The organism is Bacillus sp. 103mf, from assembly GCF_900116295.1.
Taxonomy (GTDB): domain Bacteria; phylum Bacillota; class Bacilli; order Bacillales; family Bacillaceae_G; genus Bacillus_A; species Bacillus_A bruguierae.
Genome location: NZ_FPAF01000019.1, coordinates 15,843 through 38,174 on the forward strand (window position 1 = coordinate 15,843; position 22,332 = coordinate 38,174).

The following is a 22,332-nucleotide window of genomic DNA, read 5'->3' on the forward strand; positions in this document are numbered from 1 at the left end:
AAAGAGAGGTGAGTGTAATGGGTGAAGAAAAGAAATTAGGACTGTTTACTTTGATCGCCCTTGTTGTAGGCTCTATGATCGGAGGCGGAGCATTTAACTTAGCAAGTGATATGGCAAAGGGTGCAGGCGCAGGAGCAATTATTATTGGTTGGATTATAACAGGTATCGGAATGGTTTCACTTGGATTGGCGTTTCAAAACTTAACAGTGAAAAGACCCGATTTAGATGGTGGAATTTTTAGTTATGCAAAAGCTGGATTTGGTAATTTTATGGGGTTCAATAGTGCCTGGGGATATTGGTTATCCGCTTGGCTCGGAAATGTAGCTTACGGTACATTATTATTTGCTTCAATAGGTTATTTTTTCCCAGTTTTTGAAGGTGGACAAAATGTAGCATCGATTATTGGAGCGAGTATATTACTGTGGTGTGTTCATATGTTGATTTTACGCGGTGTACAATCAGCAGCACTTGTGAATTTAGTAACAACAATTGCAAAGTTAGTACCTGTCTTTGTATTTATTGTTGTAGGGATATTTGCTTTTCATATTGATGTTTTCTTAGATGGATTTTGGGGACAAGGTGCTACTTTTTCGTGGGCGGATGTAGGAAGTCAAGTTAAAAGTACAATGCTTGTCACACTTTGGGTATTTATTGGGGTAGAAGGAGCTGTAGTCTTATCGAGTCGTGCAAAAAGTCGAAGTGATGTTGGGAAGGCAACTGTTATTGGATTAATAGGAACTCTCATTATTTACATTCTCCTGACACTATTATCATTAGGGATTATGAAGCAGGCTGATGTTGCAAATTTAAAAAGTCCAGCAATGGCATATTTATTTGAAAGCGTTGTCGGAAAATGGGGAGCTATCTTTATTAATTTAGGTTTAATTATTTCTGTATTAGGTGCTTGGTTAGGGTGGACGTTACTAGCATCTGAAATTCCTTACTTGGCTGCGAAAGACGGTGTATTTCCAAAATGGTTTGCGAAGGAAAATAAAAATAAAGCGCCTGTTAATTCATTATGGTTAACAAATGGTCTGATTCAAATTTTCTTGTTAACATTTGTTGTTTCAGATCAAGCTTATCATTTTGCATTTTCACTCGCTTCTTCGGCAATTTTAGTTCCGTATGCTTTTTCAGCTTTTTATCAATTTAAGTATAGTTTGCAGTCTCAAGAGAAAGATCGCACAAAAAATATTGTCATTGGTTTAGTCGCGAGTATGTATGGGGTTTGGTTAATTTATGCAGCTGGTTTAGATTATTTATTGCTGACTATGACACTATATGCACCAGGAATTTTTATCTTTTACAAAGTTCAAAAGCAAACAAATTCAAAACAAATCTTTACTCGTGTCGAGCTTATATCCTCAATAGTCATTGGAGCTTTGGCACTGGTTGCAATGTATCAATTGGCTACAGGTGGTATTACTCTTTAAAAACTCTTTTGAAAAGAAATGGGAGGGTTACAAGATGACAAGAAAAAAAATCGTCGTTGCACTAGGAGGAAATGCAATCCAATCTGGAGATGCTACTGCAAAGGCGCAACAGGAAGCGTTAGAAAGAACGGCAGAACAACTGGTTGCAATTATCGAAAATAATGTAGATGTTGTCATTGCTCATGGAAATGGTCCGCAAGTAGGGAACATTTTATTGCAGCAAAAAGCAGCAGAAACGGAAAAAACACCTGCTATGCCACTAGATACTTGCGGGGCAATGAGCCAAGGAATGATTGGGTATTGGATGGAAAATGCAATTGAAAAGGCTTTGAAAAAGCGGGGTATCGAAAAAGATGTAGTAACGGTGATCACTCGGGTTGAGGTGGATGAAAAGGATGAGGCGTTCGAAAATCCGACAAAACCAATTGGTCCCTTTTATACAGAAGAAGAAGCACGAAAGTTAATGGAGACAACAAAAGCTACATTTAAAGAAGATGCAGGACGTGGATGGCGGCGTGTTGTACCATCGCCAAAACCGGTAAGCATTCACGAACATAAAGTGATTAATGCGTTAGTGGAGGATGGTGATATTGTTATTGCTGTTGGAGGCGGAGGCATTCCTGTTATTGATTCGAAAGATGGATTAATAGGAACAGAGGCTGTTATAGATAAAGATTTTGCTGCTCAAAAACTAGCTGAATTAGTAGATGCTGATATTCTCGTTATTTTAACTGCAGTTGATTATGTGTATGTAAACTTCAATACACCAGATCAGAAGAAATTAGAGCATGTTACAGTTGATGAGCTAGCGCAATATATACAAGAAGATCAATTTGCACCTGGAAGTATGCTTCCAAAAATTCAAGCAGCTATTAATTTTGCGAATACAGATCCAAAACGAAAAACGATTATTACTTCATTAGAAAAAGTATATGAAGCGTTAGAAGAGAATGCGGGTACCATTATTTCCAAGTAAGATATATAAATAGTAGTTAGATGATAAAAAGGGTGAAGTGCTGTGCTTCATTCTTTTTGTGTACGAAGGTAAAGTAAGTTCATAAAGTATTCATTATAAAAAAAAGATTCAGCAATTAATTATGATAAAATAGTTTTTGAAGACGCTTTCTTTACAGCTTAGTCCCCAAATGATGAAAGTTTCACTTTATAGAAAGAGAGGACGTTCTATGCAAAGACGAAGCATAGTTAAAGACTTAAAGCAATTTGAATTATTTACTGATTTAACAGATAAGAAATTGAAGAGTTTAGCAGATCTTGTTTATTGGCGAACTTATAAAAAAGGGCAATTTCTATTTTTAGAAGGTGATTCAAGAGAAAGAATTTATCTTATGTTAGATGGATTTGTAAAATTAGAGCGGGCTAATCAAAGTGGAAATTTATTATATGAAGATTACATAAAGCGTTTTTCTATTTTTCCCTACTGTGGTATGTTTACAGACAAGTCATATAATTATACGGCTATAGCAATGACAGACGTTGATGTATACTATATTCCCACCTCTATTTTTGAGGATATGGTGAAATCAAATCATAAGCAGCTCATGTATGTTGTTCAAGAATTGTCTTCTATATTGAAACTAAATGAAAGACGAGTCCAAAATATTACAATTCCAAACGCGCAAGATCGCGTCATACAGACATTAAGTTATTTGATGGACGATTTAGGGGAAGAAGCTGGAGAAGAAATTTTAATTTCATGCCCCCTTACAACAATTGAAATCTCTAAAATATCTGGGACGTCTCGTGAAACAGTTAGTGGAGTATTAAAGCAACTAAAAAATGATTGTATTGTTACAGTTCTAGATAAAAAAATTACAATACATGATCCGGCCTATTTTGAAGAAATCTCTATGTAAAAACAAAATAATTGATAGTAGGAAAAGTACAAAGAAGATATCAATAACAATTTTAATTGTTAATCTTCTTTTTCTCATTTTCTATAATTAAAGTTCTTTATATGTTTATAAAGGGCTTTTTCGCGTTATTAAATATAAAGATTATATATTGCTGTATTAACAAATGGGATAAAAGTTTCACTTTGTTTAAGACTAATCATACATATATAAATACAAATTAAAAAACTGATATAAAAACGCCTTTCTCTTAGGTGGACAAGGGTATCTGTTCATGCATAGAAGTGGTCAGGACTTTTGTTTGCCACATGCAAGGGGAGAAAGCAAGTGTAGGTCATGTTGTATTCTGCATAACAGCGGTTTATCCCGCATTAACGGGCAGTAAGACCCCTACCTCAAGATTTAGAGAGAAGCAAAGAAGATAGATGGAGGACAACTGTCCGTAAAAGCCCGATTGGTCGGGCTCTCCATCAGTGGGGATGAAGAAAACCCCCACTGATGGAAGTTTCACTTTATATGAAATGGATTTATATAGATTAACGATAAAAATAGAAGACTTGTTTTTTAGATGGGTGTTTTAGTAATAGTGTAAAAAATATGGTTGCAAACTCTTCATATTTTGTTATGATAGTGTTACGAAAACGTTTGCATAATATTGTGCAAAAGGAGAGAAGAGATTATGAACAAAACGTGGTGGAAAGAAGCTGTAGCTTATCAAATTTATCCGCGCAGTTTTATGGATTCAAACGGTGATGGAATTGGTGATTTACAAGGTATTATTTCAAAATTAGACTATTTAAAAGATCTAGGTATTGATGTGATTTGGATTTGCCCAATGTATAAATCACCAAACGATGATAACGGCTATGACATTAGTGATTATCAAGATATTATGGACGAATTTGGTACAATGGCTGATTTTGATGAATTGTTAGCTGAAGTGCATAAACGTGATATGAAGCTTATTATTGATTTAGTTATTAATCATACAAGTGATGAGCATCCATGGTTCATTGAATCCCGTTCTTCTAAAGATAATCCAAAGCGTGATTGGTACATTTGGCAGGACGGAAAAGATGGGAAAGAACCGAATAACTGGGAAAGTATTTTTAATGGATCTGCTTGGGAGTATGATGAAGAAACGGACCAATATTACTTACATCTGTTCTCACGTAAGCAACCAGATTTAAACTGGAAAAATGAAGAAGTGCGCGAGGCGTTATATAGCACGGTGAATTGGTGGCTTGATAAAGGAATTGATGGCTTCCGTGTTGATGCGATTAGTCATATTAAGAAGGAAGAAGGATTCAAGGATATGCCGAATCCGAAAGGGTTAAAGTATGTACCTTCTTTCGATAAACATATGAATGTTAATGGCATTCAGCCACTTTTAGAAGAGTTAAAAGCAAACACGTTTGCCAAGTATGATATTATGACTGTCGGCGAAGCAAATGGTGTGAAAATTGAAGATGCTGAGCTTTGGGTTGGAGAAGAGCAAGGGAAGTTTAATATGGTATTCCAATTTGAGCATTTAAGCTTATGGGATGCAGAAAAGAAAAAAGAACTCGATGTTGTAGGGCTTAAAAAAGTTTTAACGAAATGGCAAAAAGGTTTAGAAAATAAAGGTTGGAATGCGTTATATATTGAAAATCATGATAAACCTCGTATTGTCTCTACTTGGGGTGATGATACACAATATTGGCGTGAAAGTGCAACAGCTTTAGGGGCAATGTATTTCTTTATGCAGGGTACGCCGTTTATTTATCAAGGCCAAGAAATTGGAATGACGAATGTTCAGTTCCCGCATATTGAAGATTATGATGATGTGGCGATTAAGAACTTATATCGTCAAAAGATTGAAGAGGGGACACCTCATCAAGAAATTATGGAGATTATTTGGGCATCTTGCCGGGATAACTCACGTACACCGATGCAGTGGAGTAACGAAGAAAATGCTGGTTTTACAACAGGTACGCCTTGGTTTGGAATGAATTCAAATTATAAAGAAATTAATGTAGCTGTGCAGCAAATAGACTCAAATTCTATTTTAAATTTCTATAAAAAGATGATTGCACTGAAAAAAGAACATGACGTGTTTACTTATGGCACGTATGATTTACTTTTAGAGGATCATCCGCAAGTTTATGCGTATACACGTACGTTACATGATGAAAAAGTTGTTGTAATTAGCAACTTATCAAAGAGTGAAGCTGTATATGATGAGACTGCATTCAAGCTAGAACGCAATCGCTTGCTTTTAAATAACTATGAAGTAGAAGAGCATGATGTAGTGACAACAATCACTTTAAAACCATATGAAACAAGGATTTATCATATTTATTAATAAAAAAGATGCTTATATAGCATCTTTTTTTATATAAAAATTTATATTTTTTATAAAATTGTTATTGCAATATGAAAACGCTTTTATTAAAATGAATTTATGAAAACGATTGCGTAAATGTTTTCGTAAGGGGATATGCAATTATTATTTATACATGAGGGATTGTAATTTAGAAAAAGGAGGAACAAAGAAATGAAGAAGCTTGGATCTTTTGATTTTTGGCAAAAGTTTGGAAAAGCTTTATTAGTAGTTGTTGCGGTTATGCCGGCTGCCGGTTTAATGATTTCCATTGGTAAACTAATCGGTATGTCTGCTGGTGATGTATCGGCAGTGCAAACAATTGCTAGAGTTATGGAAGATATCGGTTGGGCAATTATTGTAAACTTACACATTTTATTCGCTGTAGCAATTGGGGGATCTTGGGCAAAGGACCGTGCAGGTGGTGCATTTGCAGCCTTGTTGGCATTCGTATTAACAAACCGAATTACAGGAGCAATTTTTGGTGTAAACGCTGTAATGTTAGCGGATTCAAAAGCGAAAGTATCTTCCCTATTAGCAGGAGATTTACTTGTAAAAGATTACTTTACTTCTGTTCTTGGTGCACCAGCACTTAACATGGGAGTATTCGTAGGTATTATTTCAGGCTTCTTAGGAGCTACACTATACAATAAATATTATAACTATGATAAATTACCACAAGCATTAGCGTTTTTTAATGGAAAACGTTTTGTACCATTCGTAGTAATCGTTGGTTCTACAATCACTGCTATTATTTTATCGTTAGTATGGCCGTTTATTCAAAGTGGATTAAACGAATTTGGACGTTGGATTGCAACTTCAAAGGATAGTGCACCAATTGTTGCACCATTTGTATATGGAACACTAGAACGTTTATTATTACCATTTGGATTACATCATATGTTAACGATCCCAATGAACTATACGGCACTTGGCGGCTCGTACACAATATTGACAGGTGCTAAGGCAGGACAAGTTGTTGCAGGACAAGATCCGTTATGGCTTGCATGGATTACAGACTTAAATAACTTATTAACTAAGGGTGATATGAAAGCATATCATGATTTATTAAACAATGTCGTTCCAGCGCGCTTTAAAGTAGGACAAGTTATCGGTTCAACTGCATCTTTAATTGGTATCGCATTTGCGATGTACCGTAACGTAGACGTAGAAAAACGTCATAAATATAAACCAATGTTCTTCTCAGCAGCATTAGCAGTATTCTTAACTGGGGTTACAGAACCAATTGAGTTTATGTTCATGTTTATCGCACCAGTATTATATGTTGTGTATGCAATTACAACAGGTTTGGCATTCGCATTAGCAGATTTAATTCACTTACGTATTCATGCGTTTGGTTTTATTGAGTTATTAACTCGTACACCAATGATTATAAAAGGTGGATTAACGAGAGACCTTATTAACTTTGTTGTTGTATCAGCTATATTCTTTGGATTAAACTTTACAATCTTCAACTTCTTAATTAAAAAGTTCAACTTACCAACACCAGGACGTGCTGGTAACTACATTGATAATGAAGATGGTGCTGAAGAAGTAGCAGCAAATGTAAAAGAAGGTTCATTAGCAGCAGCGGTTATCGAGCTGTTAGGTGGAAAAGATAATATTGCAGATGTAGATGCTTGTATGACACGTCTACGTGTAACAGTAAAAGACTTAGATATTGTTGCAAAAGAAGCAGAGTGGAAGAAGAACGGAGCACTTGGATTAATTGTGAAAGATAAAGGTGTACAAGCTGTGTATGGTCCAAAAGCTGATGTATTAAAGTCAGATATTCAAGATATGTTAGGTATATAAGAAATGAAATTATTAACATTAAATTGCCATTCATGGCAAGAAGATGAGCAACTTGCAAAGATTCATTATTTAGCAAAAATAATTCAAGAAAATGACTATGATGTCATAGCATTGCAAGAGGTAAGTCAGTCAATTGCAGCAAGAAATGTATGCGGTAACATGAAAGAAGATAATTTTGTAAGCTTATTACAAGTGGAGTTAGAAAAGCTTGGAGCCGCAAAATATGACGCTGTATGGGACTTTGCTCATATTGGATATGATGTGTATGAAGAAGGTTTAGCAATTTTAACAAAGCATTCAATTATAAAGAGTGATTCATTTTTCGTATCAGACAGTATAGATACAACGTACTGGAAAACACGAAAAATTGTAAGTGTAACAGTTTCTTATTACAATCAGCCGGTGACATTCTATTCTTGTCACCTTGGCTGGTGGGACGATGAAGAAGAACCATTTAAGAAGCAAGTAGATCATTTACTGCATCGTGTAGAGAACGATGAATTGTCATTCTTAATGGGTGACTTCAATAACAATGCGCGTATGCAGAATGAGGGCTATGACTATCTCATACAAAAAGGTTTATATGACACGTATAAATTAGCCGAAAAAAAAGATGAAGGAACAACTGTGCAAGGAAAGATTGCTGGATGGGATGAGAATAAGAAGAATTTACGTATTGATCTTATTTTAAGCAATCAGCCTGTACAAGTTACCTCTTCCAAAGTGATTTTTAATGGTATAAACCGAGAAGTAATATCAGATCATTTTGGTGTTGAGGCTCAAATTAACGTGTAATGAAAAGGCAACCACCGTGTAAAATACGGATTGGTTGTCTTTTTTATTACATTTCATATATAATCTTTAATATTGAACGTAAAACCAAAACAGTCATTTTGTTTGTATACTTTATTGAAACTATCATATAATGATGTATAGCGTTTTTCAGGAACGTATAGATGATGTAAGTGAAATTTTTCTAGAAACAATGTTATAATGGCGAAATGTATGTATGAATTTGGAAGAAAGGAAAAACATATAATTAGGTGATTAATAATATGAAACAAATATGGCGTATTTATACGACAGACATACGGAATGTAGCGAAACATTGGGCTGCAATTGTTATCATCATAGGGCTGATAATTTTACCATCGCTCTATGCGTGGTTTAATATTAAAGCCTCATGGGATCCTTATGGAAGTACGAAAGATGTTCCAATTGCAATATCTAATAAAGACAAAGGTGCAAATTTACGAGGGAAGGACATTAATATAGGGAAGGAAGTCGTAGATTCCCTAAAAAAGAATAAAAACCTCGGTTGGAAATTCGTTGATGAGAAGGAAGCAATACATGGTGTGGAGCATGGTGAATATTACGCAAGCATTACCATTCCAAAAGATTTCTCAGAAAAAATTGCAACGGTATTGGATGATAATCCGCAAAAACCAGAGATTCAATATTATGTGAATGAAAAGGTAAATGCCATTGCACCAAAAATCACTTCAAAAGGTGCGTCTGGTATTGTTGAAGAAATAGGCAAAAACTTTGTCAAAACCGCAAATGGTGAGATTTTTAAAATCTTTAATGAACTTGGAATTGATTTAGAAACAAACTTACCAAGTATTGAAAAAGTAAAGGACCTCGTTTTCAAATTAGAAGCGCAGTTCCCGGAAATCAACAAAATTGTAGATACAGCATTAACAGATGCTGATAAAGCGCAAGGTCTTGTAACGACAGCGCAAGATACGATGCCGAAGATTGAAAGCATCATTCATGATAGCCAGCAATTGACGAAGGATGTAGATACGTTTTTTGCAAACAATGATCAAACGTTGGAAGAGGCACCAGCGAGGGTTAAGAGGGATTTAGAGTTTGCGAAAAAAGCTGCAGATCGTACGGCGCAGATTACGGATTCCTTAAGAGATCCATTGGCGAATGTAAATAAGGAGTCGATTAAAAATAATATAAAATCTGTACAAGGAATAGTAAATGGAGTAAAGGGAGTTTCACAAAAGATTCCGAGTTATACAGATAAGGCGCGAGAAGAGTTAAATACAGCTGATCCGGAAAAGGTCAAAGAGATTGTTGAAGGAATACAACAATTATATCCAGGAGCTATCGAACAGATTGATTTAGCCATTAAAAAATTACAGGATTCAAATCAACCTAACAAAGATAAAGAGTTGAAAAGATTAGAGGATCTTAAAACTGCATTTACTGCAATCAATAAAATGGCAACAGAAGCAGCAAACGATCCTAGCAAGAATAAGCAGTCCATTGAAAATTCATTAAATCAAATTGATAGTGCAGCAAAAGAGGCTGAAGGGCTTGCAGATAGTGTTATTGATGCTACAAATAATGCGATGAATATCATTGATAACGGTGTAGGTGATAAAGGATATTTAGAACCGGCAAAACAAGGATTGTATGATGTTCAATCACAGCTTCAAAAGGGCATTAATTTTATAGATGATATTATTCCCGTGTTAAATGACGTAGATAAGCTCGCAGGCCATGCCGGAAAAACAACAAACATTCCTGATACTGTAGCGAAATTAAATAATGCAAAAGGAGATATGCAAAAGGGAATTAATGCAACAAATAAGGCTCTTGATGTAATTAATAGCGGGAAACTACCGTCAAAAGATGATATAGAAAATATAAATGCAGCGGCTAAAGATGCATCTAAAGCAATAGATGATATCCTAGCGAGATATGACTCTGAAATCGTCCCGAATTTCAACGATGCAATTGCTAAAACGAAAAAAATAAATAAAGAAGCAGCGGATGTTTTAAACACAGCAAATGAAAAGCTGCCTGATGTGAAAAAATTGTTAGAGGATGCATCAAAAGGGTTAGCTCTCGGCAAAGAGGACGTAACGAAAGTAAAAGCGGAACTTCCTGAAGCTGAGAAGAAAATTAAAGAAATTGCTAATAAAATCCGCGAATTTGAATCACAAGAAGATTTAAAAGACATCATTCGTTTGTTAAAGCATGACGTAGAAAAACAAAGTGATTATTTCGCAAATCCGGTAAACTTAAAAGAGAATAAATTATTCCCAATTCCAAACTACGGTTCAGCGATGTCACCATTCTACACAGTACTAGCGTTATGGGTAGGGGCATTGCTCATGGTGTCATTATTAACAGTAGAAGTACATGAGGAAGATGCGGAGTATAAGAGCTATCACATTTACTTCGGACGCTTTTTAACATTCCTATCCGTTGGTCTGGCTCAGGCATTTATCGTAGCAATGGGAGATATGTTCTTATTAGGCACTTATGTGGTTGATAAATTCTGGTTTGTCCTATTTAGCATGTTAATTGCTGGAGTGTTCGTTTGTATTGTATACTCACTTGTTTCTGTATTTGGAAACATTGGTAAATCCATGGCAATCGTGTTACTTGTATTACAAGTTGCTGGTTCAGGTGGAACATTCCCAATTCAAATGACGCCAAAATTCTTCCAAGCAATTTATCCATTCTTGCCGTTCACATATGCAATTCGTATTATTCGTGAGACAGTTGGCGGTATGCTTTGGGATATTGTATGGAAAGACCTTCTTGTATTGGGCATATGGGTCGGTATTATGCTCGTTATTGCGTTGCTCCTGAAAAAACCAATTAATAAGTCCAGTGAAAGATTTGTGGAAAACGCAAAAGGAAGTAAATTGATTCATTAATAACAAAAGGTTCCTGCCGGTTGGTAGGAACCTTTTGGTTTATGGAAATATATAAATGCAAATTGAAAAACTGACATAAAGACCCCTTTTCTTTTTAGGGCGGAGAGATTATCTGGCCATGCATAGAAGCGGTCAAGGCCTTTTTTTTCCACGTGCAAGGGTTAAAACAAAGGGAGAAAGCCAGAGCCAGTAGCGGTCATGTTTTATTCTGCATAGCAGCAACTTATATGTTAAAAAATCAAAATGAGTTTATATAAAGTGAAACTTCTATCAGTGGAGGTTTTTCTTTTCCCCACTGATGGAAAGTTCGCCCTCCCTAGTATGTTCGGTGTGTCGGGAAACGTCGAATGGTCTTTATCCCGCATTAACGGGCAGTACAGGTTGTGGAAGCATGGAGAAGAAGACTGCCCGTAAAAGCCCGATTGGTTCAACTAACCATCAGTGAGAAAGTCGTCACTGATGGAAGTTTCACTTTATATTGTGTCGAATCGCCGATATATTATAAAAAGCGGTCGATATATTGTAAAAGTCGCCGATATATTATAAAAAGCGGTCGATATATTGTAAAAGTCGCCGATATATTATAAAAAATGGTCGATATATGAGTGGACATGAAAAAAGGAGTTGGTAAGCCAACTCCTTTAATCAAACTTCCCCTCTTTTAATGCTTCCGCGAACGCATTATTTGGAGGTTCTTCTTGAAAACTATGGTATATTAAACGGTATATAGTTAGTAAAGGAGTTTGAATAAATGGCAAAGAGTGTAGTAATTGCTGAGAAACCATCAGTTGCACGTGATATAGCAAAAGTATTAAAGTGTACAAAAAAAGGTAATGGATTTTTAGAAGGTGACAAATACATCGTGACTTGGGCTCTTGGGCATTTAGTGACGCTCGCAGACCCTGAGGTTTATGATAATAAGTATAAAACATGGAATCTTGAAGATCTTCCAATGCTTCCAGAACGTATGAAATTAGTTGTTATAAAACAAACGGGAAAACAGTTTAATGCTGTGAAACATCAACTTAGTCGAAATGATGTTAATGAGGTGATTGTGGCTACCGATGCCGGAAGAGAGGGCGAATTAGTCGCACGTTGGATAATTGAAAAAGCAAAAGTGAATAAACCAATTAAACGTTTATGGATTTCTTCTGTAACAGATAAGGCAATTAAAGATGGTTTTAACAATTTGAAACCAGGTAAAGCTTATGATACTTTATATGCCTCAGCCGTTGCCCGTTCAGAAGCAGATTGGTATATCGGTTTAAATGCTACTCGTGCATTAACAACAAAATTTAATGCTCAATTAAACTGTGGGCGTGTACAAACACCAACTGTAGCTATTATCGCTAGTCGTGAAGATGAAATTAAAAGCTTTAAAGCTCAAACTTACTACGGTATCGAAGCTCAAACAACGAATAAATTAAAACTAACTTGGCAAGATGCGAACGGTAATAGCCGTAGTTTTGATAAAGAAAAAATTGATGGTATCGTAAAGAATTTAGATAAACAAAATGCTACTGTTGTGGAAATTGATAGAAAACAGAAGAAATCATTCTCTCCTGGTCTTTATGATTTAACAGAACTACAACGTGATGCAAATAAAATGTTTGGTTACTCTGCTAAAGAAACATTAAACATTATGCAGAAATTGTATGAGCAACATAAAGTGCTAACGTATCCGCGTACAGATTCACGCTATATTTCATCGGATATTGTCGGAACACTTCCAGAGCGCCTAAAAGCGTGCGGCATAGGAGAATACCGTTCTTTAGCGCATAAAATTTTAAATAAACCTATCAAATCTAATAAATCATTTGTTGATGATAGTAAAGTAAGCGATCATCACGCGATTATTCCAACAGAAGGATACGTTAACTTCTCAGCTTTCACAGATAAAGAGCGTAAAATTTATGATTTAGTTGTAAAACGTTTCTTAGCTGTTTTATTCCCAGCATTCGAATACGAGCAACTAACGTTACGTACAAAAATTGCTAACGAGACGTTCATTGCGCGTGGAAAGACGATCTTACATGCTGGTTGGAAAGAAGTATACGAAAATCGTTTTGAAGACGATGATGTAACTGATGACGTAAAAGAACAACTTTTACCTCGCATTGAAAAAGGCGATACATTGAATATAAAACTAATTATGCAAACATCAGGTCAAACAAAGCCACCTGCACGATTTAACGAAGCAACTTTACTTTCAGCAATGGAGAATCCGACAAAATATATGGATACGCAAAATAAACAACTTGCTGATACGTTAAAATCGACTGGTGGATTAGGTACTGTAGCGACACGTGCGGATATTATCGACAAACTCTTCAATTCATTCTTAATTGAAAAACGTGGGAAAGATATTCACATTACATCAAAAGGTCGTCAATTACTCGATCTAGTACCAGAAGAATTAAAATCTCCTACACTAACTGGTGAATGGGAGCAAAAACTTGAAGCGATCGCAAAGGGTAAATTAAAAAAAGAAGTATTCATTGCAGAAATGAAAAGCTATACGAAAGAGATTGTTACTGAAATTAAATCGAGCGATAAAAAGTATAAACACGACAATATTTCAACGAAAACTTGTCCTGATTGTGGTAAGCCGATGCTTGAAGTAAACGGGAAAAAAGGAAAAATGCTCGTATGCCAAGACCGTGAATGTGGTCACCGTAAAAATGTATCCCGCACTACAAACGCACGCTGTCCACAATGTAAAAAGAAACTAGAATTACGTGGTGAAGGTGCAGGTCAAATCTTCGCATGTAAATGTGGTTATCGCGAGAAACTTTCTACATTCCAAGAACGCCGTAAGAAAGAATCAGGTAACAAAGCAGATAAACGCGACGTTCAAAGATACATGAAACAACAACAAAAAGAAGAAGAGCCATTAAATAATGCATTAGCAGAAGCTCTAAAAGGATTTAAGTTCGACTAATAAAAAGCCTGAGCATGCAAGAAATTCAACATGACTTAGCTTTTTTATCTACATTTATTATTTAATTGCAGTATCTTTTCCATTCTTTCTAAATTATTTTGGACATTTGCAATTTATCAAGACCTAATTTGTAAAAGGCCATAAAAAATAAAGGGTGATACATGACCAATATGTATCACCCTTTTACTTTTTCTCCATAATTGCACCCGTTTGATAATTATATTGTGTGATGTTGATTTAAAATAAAGTTCGATCATTTATAATAAAGATTGATAACTTGTAAAAAAGTTTGATAAAAAGACGTTATCTTTTTCTATGATTTTTCAGAAAGAATAACGTCTTTTTTCATTTCAGGGGGTATTTTGTTTTGTTAGCTTGATAGCGATGGGATAGCACCAACAAAACGCGAATTTCGTACGCAAAGCAAAATTTTATAAAGAAAAGGCCGATTTCCTGTACGTTAGGAGATGTAGTGCACCTCCAATAGAAGATATGGCTAAAAAAGTAGCATAGATTTAACTTTTTTGTGTCTAAAATATTAACTCAAATCCAGTATTTGGTTTTTTCCCTTATTTTCGTATATGGCTTTAGAGTGTATACAGGCTAAAGCATATTATGATGAAGTTGACAGCATATTAGAAAGTTTAGATAAGAAATACCTACTTCCAGAAGTAATAAAGGAAGCTCATTTTATCCATGGGGAAAAACTAAATCATATACTGAAGCCGGTAAGTAGAGATATGCATGAGAATGTGAAATACTACAAAGATATGCAGGCAGACTATAGGGAGTATATAGAAACATGGGTACATGAGATTAAAACTCCAATTGCTTCTACAAAGCTAATTATTGAAAATAATCAAAATGAATTAACGAATAAAATAGACCTCCAGATCGATAGGATTGAGGGATTTCTAGAACAGGTGTTGTATTATTCTCGAAGTAACAATGTAAGCAAAGACTACATTATTAAACCCATTCATCTTAATGATGCAGTAAGGAATGTCGTGAAAAGAAATTATAGGAATTTCATTCATAAGAGAATCAAACTAGATATAAAAGATATCAACGAAATTGTATATAGTGATGGAAAATGGCTCGAGTTTATGCTCAATCAGATAATAGGGAACGCTGTAAAATATGCAAACAGTGAAACGCCCATGATCAGCATATATTCAGTTAAGAAAGCCAACTCAGTCATGTTAACTATAGAAGATAATGGAGTAGGGATCGTAGATAAAGATATAAATAGAGTGTTTGAAAAAGGATTTACAGGTGAAAATGGTAGAAGATTTAGTAAAAGTACAGGTATGGGCTTGTATCTATGTGAAAAGCTTTGTTCCAAGCTAGGCATAAAAATTACGATTGACTCTAAGGTAAATATAGGAACTAAAGTTACATTTATAATTCCTTTGTCAGATATGATAAACTATGTAGATTATTTATGAATCTTTAAAAAGGAAGGTCTTCCAAATTGAAGAGCCTTCTTTTTTTGTGCACGGATAATGTCCGCTAATACTTATTGCGTGATTTGGTTCCATTGCTACACAGACCCCAAAAATAGACCTAATAAAAACGTTGCATATATTATTATGTTGCAAATTAATTTCCGATAATCCTACGACATTTGTAGCAAAATAGAAAAAAGATTATTGCAACACTATTAACCCATTTCTGTACAGCGAAACGACTAATTTGTGACGATTATATGTCTAAGCGTACAATTTTCTCGAAATGATATAGTGACCCCTACGACACAACAAGCAGGCCAATCCCAAGATTAGCAAGAAAAAATCTGTGATATAATAATGAGCAGCAGTACGAAATGAAATAACGGGCGGGGATACACATGAAATTGGAGCGATTGATTTCCATAATCTACAAGCTGCTGAATCACGAAGTTTTGTCTTCCTCCATGCTGGCTGAAGAGTTTCAAGTTTCCCAAAGAACCATCTATCGGGATATCGATGTGATCTGTGCTGCAGGTTTCCCGGTTGTATCGTATCAGGGAACTAATGGCGGATATGGCATGATGGACGGATACAAAATGGATAAAAGCCTGCTCGGTTCTTACGATGTCAATTCCCTGATTACTGTGCTCAGAAGCCTCTCCACCGTGTTTGAAGACGAGCGTGCACAAGGGACCATCGAAAGACTGCAGGCGATTGGACCAGAGCATCACATCACGAGTCTGTCCGTGGACTTGGAAACCCGACGCACAGAGCCCGACGCGCTTCGTCATTTACGCACGGCCATTACCCAGCGAAATATCGTTCGCTTTGATTATATCGATGCAAAGAATGAACGTACGACCCGTGATATGGAACCACTAAGGCTTCATTTTAAATATCGTAATTGGTACATTTATGGATTTTGCCGAACTCGGCGAGATTATCGGGAGTTCCGACTGTCCCGGTTGATGAATTTGTTCGTGACACAGGAAACTTTTCAACCGCATCACGAAGTGGCTGAAGAGGTTGCTTTGTCAAACAAGGGATGGCAAGATCAGTTAGAGGATGTAGTGATTCGTGTGGGAACGGAGGCTTTGGCGGAAGCGATGGATCAGTTTCATCAGGTTGATAAGCAATTTCATGCTGATGGAAGTATGACGATGCGAATTCCTGTCTATAAGCCATTGAGAGCACCATGGCTTTTGTCCATTCTGCTAAGTTTTGGAAGTGGCGCCGAAGTCCTGGAGCCCCTAGCACTGCGTGTAATCATCAAAGAACAACTTCAAAATGCGCTCAAACTTTATGAAGATATATGACAGACTGTTGTCATATATCTTTTTTTATTATAACTATAGGAACAAAATTAAATCCATGACAAGTCAAAAGGAGACGATACGAATTATGAATCATCCAGTAGTAATGTATAACTACCACACATGGGCCAACCAAACAATTGTTGGGAGAATCAAGGAACTCCCGTCCTCTGTGCTGAGTCAAGAAGTGAACAGCTCGTTTCCCACCATCGCCCATGCCCTTAGTCATATCTATGCAGTTGATAAGATGTGGTATCTGGTTTTAACAGGCACTGGGATGCAAGAGGCGCTGCAAGCATGCATACCACTGAATGAGAGTATCCTGTCTTCTATAGATGAATACGCTTATAACTTTGCCGAGTTAGCGGAACAATACAGAGAATGGTTCCGAAGCCAGACCGATTTGGAGCAAACCATTCTGCTTGACAATCCATTTGCCGGCATCCGCCAAACACGCTTATCGGAAATTGTACTGCATCTGGTCAATCACGGGACTTATCACAGAGGAAATATTTCTACAATGTTGCGTCAGTTGGGCCACGCATCCACCATGAACGACTATTCACTTTTTTGGTATCAGGAACCTGCGGAATCAATTTAATCTCTGACGTCGAAAGAGTATATTAATGATATCCAGTGCAGTTTCCTGTACAACAGACAGGAGAACCTCAATATGATGAAATGACGTCATCAGTATCTAAATTCTCAGCAGGAACGTATGAAAAATCATTTTAAAGCCTTGGTTAAGGTACTGGATGTTGCTTTGAATTTAATCAATTCAGTCTAAAAAGGCCGATATTTCTGAGAACAGAGAAATCGACCTTTTTACTGCTTGTAAATTTTTTGTATCTTTGTCGCAATTTTATACGAGAAATAAGTTGTCTTTGTTATTATGGATATATGTACCCTTACATACTCTTGCTTATAACTTCAACATTGACTAGGGTCATAGGTTCTATAATGAATATAATTACTCTCCATCCTTAGAAAGGAGATGGTATTTTATCTATGGAAATTGAAAATCTAATTCCAGTAAAATCGAGGAAAAATTTGAGGATTTGGCTACAGGAAAATTGTAATACTGAAAAACTTTGTTGGGTAGTAGTTAGTATGAAACCAACCCCAGATACGTTGCTATATTTGGACGCGGTCGAAGAATCTTTGTGCTTTGGATGGATTGATGGAGTCAAAAAGAAAATATCTGAAACCCAACTAGCGCAGAGACTGTCTCCTAGAAGTAAAAAAAGTTCATGGACTGAATTGAATAAAGAACGTGTCCGCCGCCTCGAAAAGTTGGGCTTAATGAGAAACGAAGGAATAAGGGTACTTCCTGATATGGATTACGATTCTTTTAAAATAGATAGGGTTATAGAGCAAAGGCTAAAAGAGGATAAGCAAGTATATGAGAATTTTTTAGCATTTCCAGCTCTTTATAAAAAAATTCGGATTGACACGATACAAAGCAATAAAAATCAGCCAGAATTATTTAAGAGTAGATTAGACAAATTTATAGCAAACACTAAAGAAAATAAAATGTACGGTCAATGGAATGATAATGGACGCCTACTAGATTATTAAGATACGCTAAATCGAATAGAGATAAATTGTTTATTTATAAGTGAGCATCAATAGCCCACTCCTAGCGGCTGCTCCCCATATAGGGGTCACCATACATGTCCACCAACTTAAAAAATATATACCCTAAAAAAAAAGAAAAAAAGAGCTGAATTCTCAAAATAACTAACTATAGAGAAAAAAATCTTCATTTAGGGGTTACTTAAAAACCTTAGATTGGTGGATACGGGATGGTACTCAGTATTGTAAAGAATGCTCTAATAAGTTAGTATAGATTTGTATAAATTGGTCGGTTGACCAAATAAAAAATAAGATGGTGAAATACAATGTCTAGTCCAAAAAAAACAGCTACTCGGGATCAAATACTAATGGCTACGTTTGAATGCTTAGCTGAAAAAGGTACAACCGCTATTACATTACGAGATATTGCTACAAAAGCGGGAATTACTTTAAGTTTAATTCACTATTATTTTCCAACAAAGGAGGGTTTATTAGTTAACGCTACCTCTTATGTCATGCAAAAACAAATTAAAGAAATTCAGAAGGAACTCTCAAATATACAAGATTTTTCAGAGAAATTAAAAAAACTTATATTTGTAGTACATCACCAATTCAAAAGTTCTGAATGGAGAAAGGTGTATTTTACTTTATTAGCAGCAGCAGCTTGGTCACCGAAAATTATGGAAGAAATTCGAGTTCTACAGAACCAATTGATAGACATAATTCAAGAATATGTTCAAACTTCCAATGTAGAGATCATTGACTTAGCAGCATTTTCAAGGGCCTTATTGGCTTCAGTGAATGGATTAGCGTTACAAGTTATGCATGGGGCTTCAGAGGAACAAATTGCTCCGGCATATGCGATTATAGAAAAAGCATTTATATCAGCATTTGCCCTCCCAAAAGACGCAATGAGTGATTACTAAACTCTATAATTCCGAGATAATTCATGTGCCAATCCATTATTCCATGAGACCAAATGGAATGTAGGATTGTAGAACATTATAAAGTGAGGTTACAGCATGACCGCATATGGATCATTTTATTTTTTCGCTATAGTGGGTATTTTATTGATACCTACTATCATAGCTGGATTAAGAGGTAAAATGTTGCGTAAATATAATGCTGTCCTAACGCTAATTATGCTTGCTATTATCTTCTCGGATAAACCAAATCAAGCAATGATGTTAGCAGTATTTATTATTTGGCAATATGTCCTTATTAAAGGCTATTTACTACTAAGAAAACAAAATAATAATACGTTCATGTTTTACATGACTGTTATTTTGTCGATTTTGCCACTGATTTTGGCAAAAATCGCACCATTTGTACCTGAATTAAAACTCATTGTTTTTACTGGTATATCTTATGTAACATTCAGGGCAGTACAAATGGTATTTGAAATTCGCGATGGCTTAATTAAAGAATGCTCATTTTTTAATTTTTGGGAATTCATTTTGTTCTTCCCTGCCATTTCGACCGGACCTATCGATCGGTATCGCAGGTTCCAAAAAGATATTCAAAAACCACCAGATGCTGAGGAATATCAAAATCTACTATATATAGGTATTAACCATATTTTCCAAGGTTTTCTATATAAATTTATACTTGCTTACCTAATAAAAGAACATATTATGGATGCAACATTAGCTCACCAAGACACAATTTTATCGAATATGATTTTCATGTATAGCTATAGTTTATATCTCTTTTTTGACTTCGCAGGTTATAGCTCATTCGTAATTGGTGTCAGTTATATGATGGGGATTAAAACACCAGAAAACTTTAATAAACCGTTTATCAGTCGTAATATTAAAGATTTCTGGAATCGTTGGCATATGAGCTTATCATTCTGGCTCCGTGACTTTATTTACATGCGCTTTGTCTTTTTCGCAACAAAGAAAAAGCTCATTAAAAATCGCCATATGACTTCATATATTGGCGTCTTTTTAAATTTTTTTATCATGGGAATTTGGCATATTACTGGTCATCATATTGCTCAATATATGATTTATGGTCTATATCATATTGCTCTGTTTATTTTATTTGATATTTTCGAGCGAAAAAACAAGAAGCATAAATTTTGGCCTAATAATACGTTCATGCATGTCCTTGCAATTGTGATTACATTCCATTTCGTATGTTTCGGTTTCCTAATTTTCTCTGGTCACCTAAATAATTATTTTTAATAAGTAATTTCTTTTCTTGTAACTAAGAAGTTACTAATAATACATTTCAGATATAAAGGAGATTTTTTTTATGGCAGAATTCAAAAATCAAGTATTAGATATTTTAGAAGAAGTATGTGAAAATGATATTGTAAAAGAAAATCCTGATGTGCAATTATTTGAAGAAGGTATCCTTGATTCTTTTGGTACAGTATCTTTACTAGTAGAATTCCAAGAACGTCTAAATATTGAAGTATCTATTTCTGATTTCGATCGCGATAAGTGGGCAACACCAAATATGATTATTAAGAAGTTGGAAGATATCCGATGAAAAAGCAACCTTGGGTCCGATGCTCCTAGCATTGGACCTTTTTGTGATTATGGTACAAAAAATCTATAAAACTTGGACATTTTGATACTCTCACAATTATTTGGGTTCAGCCGCATGCCCATCAACCTAAGATTTTGAAATAACCCCATAACGAGAATTTTACCTTTTTACAATTTGTATTTATATAGCTAAGAAGATGAACTTGTTATTTCAATAGAATCGGAGTAGACTACGGAAGTAGATGAATAAGAAAACACATGGGGGTTTGCGGATGCAAACTGAGAGTACGGCTAATCCGTCGTTGACCATTTGAACCTGTTGGGTAATGCCAGCGTAGGGAGAGTGTGAACGCACATTATGAAGACACTTTGCATGCGCAAAAGTGTCTTTTTTGCTATATCTCCCATGATAAAGTGAAACTTCCATCAGTGGGGGGTTCATCCCTCCACTGATGGTTAGTTGAACCAATCGGGCTTTTACGGGCAGTTATCCCCCACCTATCTTCTTCGCTTCTCTCTCAATCTTGAGGTGGAGGTCTTACTGCCCGTTAATGCGGGATAAAAAAGGAGAGATACATATGAAAATGAAAGAAATTGCACAAGTAATTGAAACAGTACGTGAAAGAAATCCGCTCGTCCATAATATTACAAATGTGGTGGTGACAAACTTTACTTCCAATGGATTACTAGCATTAGGGGCATCACCTGTGATGGCATATGCGAAAGAAGAAGTAGCTGAAATGGCAAGTATTGCGGGAGCGCTCGTTTTAAATATGGGAACACTTCGCCAAGAAGAAGTAGAGGCGATGCTTATTGCTGGAAAGTCAGCAAATATGCACAACGTACCAATTGTCTTTGATCCTGTCGGTGCCGGGGCAACTTCGTATCGAACAGAAGTGGCAAGGTATATTCCAAATGAAATCAAGCTAGCAGTCATTCGTGGTAATGCAGCAGAAATTGCTAATGTGATTGATGAGAAATGGGAGATTAAAGGTGTTGATGCAGGGGAAGGAAATGGTGATGTTGTGTCAGTTGCGAAACACGCATCTAAGCAGCTCAATACCGTTATTGTTATTACAGGAAAGGAAGACGTGATAACAGACGGAGAAAGAACGTTCATTCTTCGTAATGGTCATCCGATTTTAACAAAAGTAACAGGAACGGGTTGTTTGTTAACATCTGTTATCGGAGCGTTTACAGCAGTTGAAAAAGATTATGTAAAAGCAGCAGTTGCAGCGGTAACATTTTACGGTGTAGCGGCAGAGATTGCCGCAAGTAAAACAGTTGAACAAGGGCCGGGAAGTTTCCAAGTTGAATTTTTAAATCAGTTAGCAAATGTTACTGCAGAAGACGTTGAACAATATGGAAGTGTCGAAGAAGTTTGTTAAGA

General features: G+C 35.8%; 15 protein-coding genes, 1 pseudogene and 1 riboswitch. All 16 genes and pseudogenes read left to right on the forward strand.

Going from position 1 to position 22,332, the window contains the following annotated elements; all coding sequences use genetic code 11:
• Nucleotides 1-17 precede the first annotated feature (17 nt).
• Nucleotides 18-1,433, forward strand: coding sequence for an arginine-ornithine antiporter (gene arcD / locus BM350_RS23250; protein WP_090917744.1), 1,416 nt, complete (start codon nt 18-20; stop codon nt 1,431-1,433).
• 34 nt (nt 1,434-1,467) lie between these two features.
• Complete coding sequence (gene arcC, locus BM350_RS23255; RefSeq protein ID WP_090917746.1) at nt 1,468-2,409, forward strand: carbamate kinase; 942 nt, start codon at nt 1,468-1,470, stop codon at nt 2,407-2,409.
• A gap of 208 nt (nt 2,410-2,617) precedes the next feature.
• Nucleotides 2,618-3,307 (forward strand): Crp/Fnr family transcriptional regulator, encoded by a 690-nt coding sequence (locus tag BM350_RS23260; protein ID WP_090917748.1) that lies wholly within the window; start codon nt 2,618-2,620, stop codon nt 3,305-3,307.
• A gap of 676 nt (nt 3,308-3,983) precedes the next feature.
• On the forward strand, nt 3,984-5,648 hold the full coding sequence (locus BM350_RS23265; RefSeq protein WP_090917750.1) for a glycoside hydrolase family 13 protein: 1,665 nt from the start codon (nt 3,984-3,986) through the stop codon (nt 5,646-5,648).
• A 192-nt stretch (nt 5,649-5,840) separates the two neighbouring features.
• Nucleotides 5,841-7,481, forward strand: a complete 1,641-nt coding sequence (locus BM350_RS23270) for a PTS transporter subunit IIBC (protein WP_090917752.1) — start codon at nt 5,841-5,843, stop codon at nt 7,479-7,481.
• 3 nt (nt 7,482-7,484) lie between these two features.
• Nucleotides 7,485-8,276, forward strand: a complete 792-nt coding sequence (locus BM350_RS23275; protein ID WP_090917754.1) for an endonuclease/exonuclease/phosphatase family protein — start codon at nt 7,485-7,487, stop codon at nt 8,274-8,276.
• 260 nt (nt 8,277-8,536) lie between these two features.
• Nucleotides 8,537-11,164 (forward strand): YhgE/Pip domain-containing protein, encoded by a 2,628-nt coding sequence (locus BM350_RS23280; RefSeq protein WP_090917755.1) that lies wholly within the window; start codon nt 8,537-8,539, stop codon nt 11,162-11,164.
• Between the two features lie 751 nt (nt 11,165-11,915).
• A complete protein-coding gene (locus BM350_RS23285) occupies nt 11,916-14,105 on the forward strand; it encodes a DNA topoisomerase III (RefSeq protein WP_090917757.1) in 2,190 nt (729 codons plus the stop codon).
• Nucleotides 14,106-14,659: 554 nt separating this feature from the next.
• Nucleotides 14,660-15,553 (forward strand): annotated as a pseudogene (locus BM350_RS23290) (sensor histidine kinase); the annotation flags it as partial.
• Nucleotides 15,554-15,954: 401 nt separating this feature from the next.
• A complete protein-coding gene (locus tag BM350_RS23295; RefSeq protein ID WP_090917759.1) occupies nt 15,955-16,872 on the forward strand; it encodes a helix-turn-helix transcriptional regulator in 918 nt (305 codons plus the stop codon).
• A gap of 85 nt (nt 16,873-16,957) precedes the next feature.
• Nucleotides 16,958-17,470 carry a DinB family protein gene (locus BM350_RS23300; protein ID WP_090917761.1) on the forward strand — a complete coding sequence of 171 codons (513 nt, stop codon included), beginning with the start codon at nt 16,958-16,960 and terminating at the stop codon, nt 17,468-17,470.
• A gap of 407 nt (nt 17,471-17,877) precedes the next feature.
• Nucleotides 17,878-18,447 (forward strand): YdeI/OmpD-associated family protein, encoded by a 570-nt coding sequence (locus BM350_RS23305; protein ID WP_090917763.1) that lies wholly within the window; start codon nt 17,878-17,880, stop codon nt 18,445-18,447.
• A gap of 323 nt (nt 18,448-18,770) precedes the next feature.
• Complete coding sequence (locus BM350_RS23310; protein WP_090917765.1) at nt 18,771-19,370, forward strand: TetR/AcrR family transcriptional regulator; 600 nt, start codon at nt 18,771-18,773, stop codon at nt 19,368-19,370.
• 96 nt (nt 19,371-19,466) lie between these two features.
• On the forward strand, nt 19,467-20,633 hold the full coding sequence (dltB, locus tag BM350_RS23315; protein ID WP_090917767.1) for a D-alanyl-lipoteichoic acid biosynthesis protein DltB: 1,167 nt from the start codon (nt 19,467-19,469) through the stop codon (nt 20,631-20,633).
• A 70-nt stretch (nt 20,634-20,703) separates the two neighbouring features.
• Nucleotides 20,704-20,943, forward strand: coding sequence for a D-alanine--poly(phosphoribitol) ligase subunit DltC (gene dltC, locus BM350_RS23320; protein WP_090917768.1), 240 nt, complete (start codon nt 20,704-20,706; stop codon nt 20,941-20,943).
• Nucleotides 20,944-21,190: 247 nt separating this feature from the next.
• Nucleotides 21,191-21,300: riboswitch (TPP riboswitch) on the forward strand.
• A gap of 220 nt (nt 21,301-21,520) precedes the next feature.
• Nucleotides 21,521-22,330, forward strand: a complete 810-nt coding sequence (gene thiM, locus BM350_RS23325; RefSeq protein WP_090917771.1) for a hydroxyethylthiazole kinase — start codon at nt 21,521-21,523, stop codon at nt 22,328-22,330.
• Nucleotides 22,331-22,332: the final 2 nt, after the last annotated feature.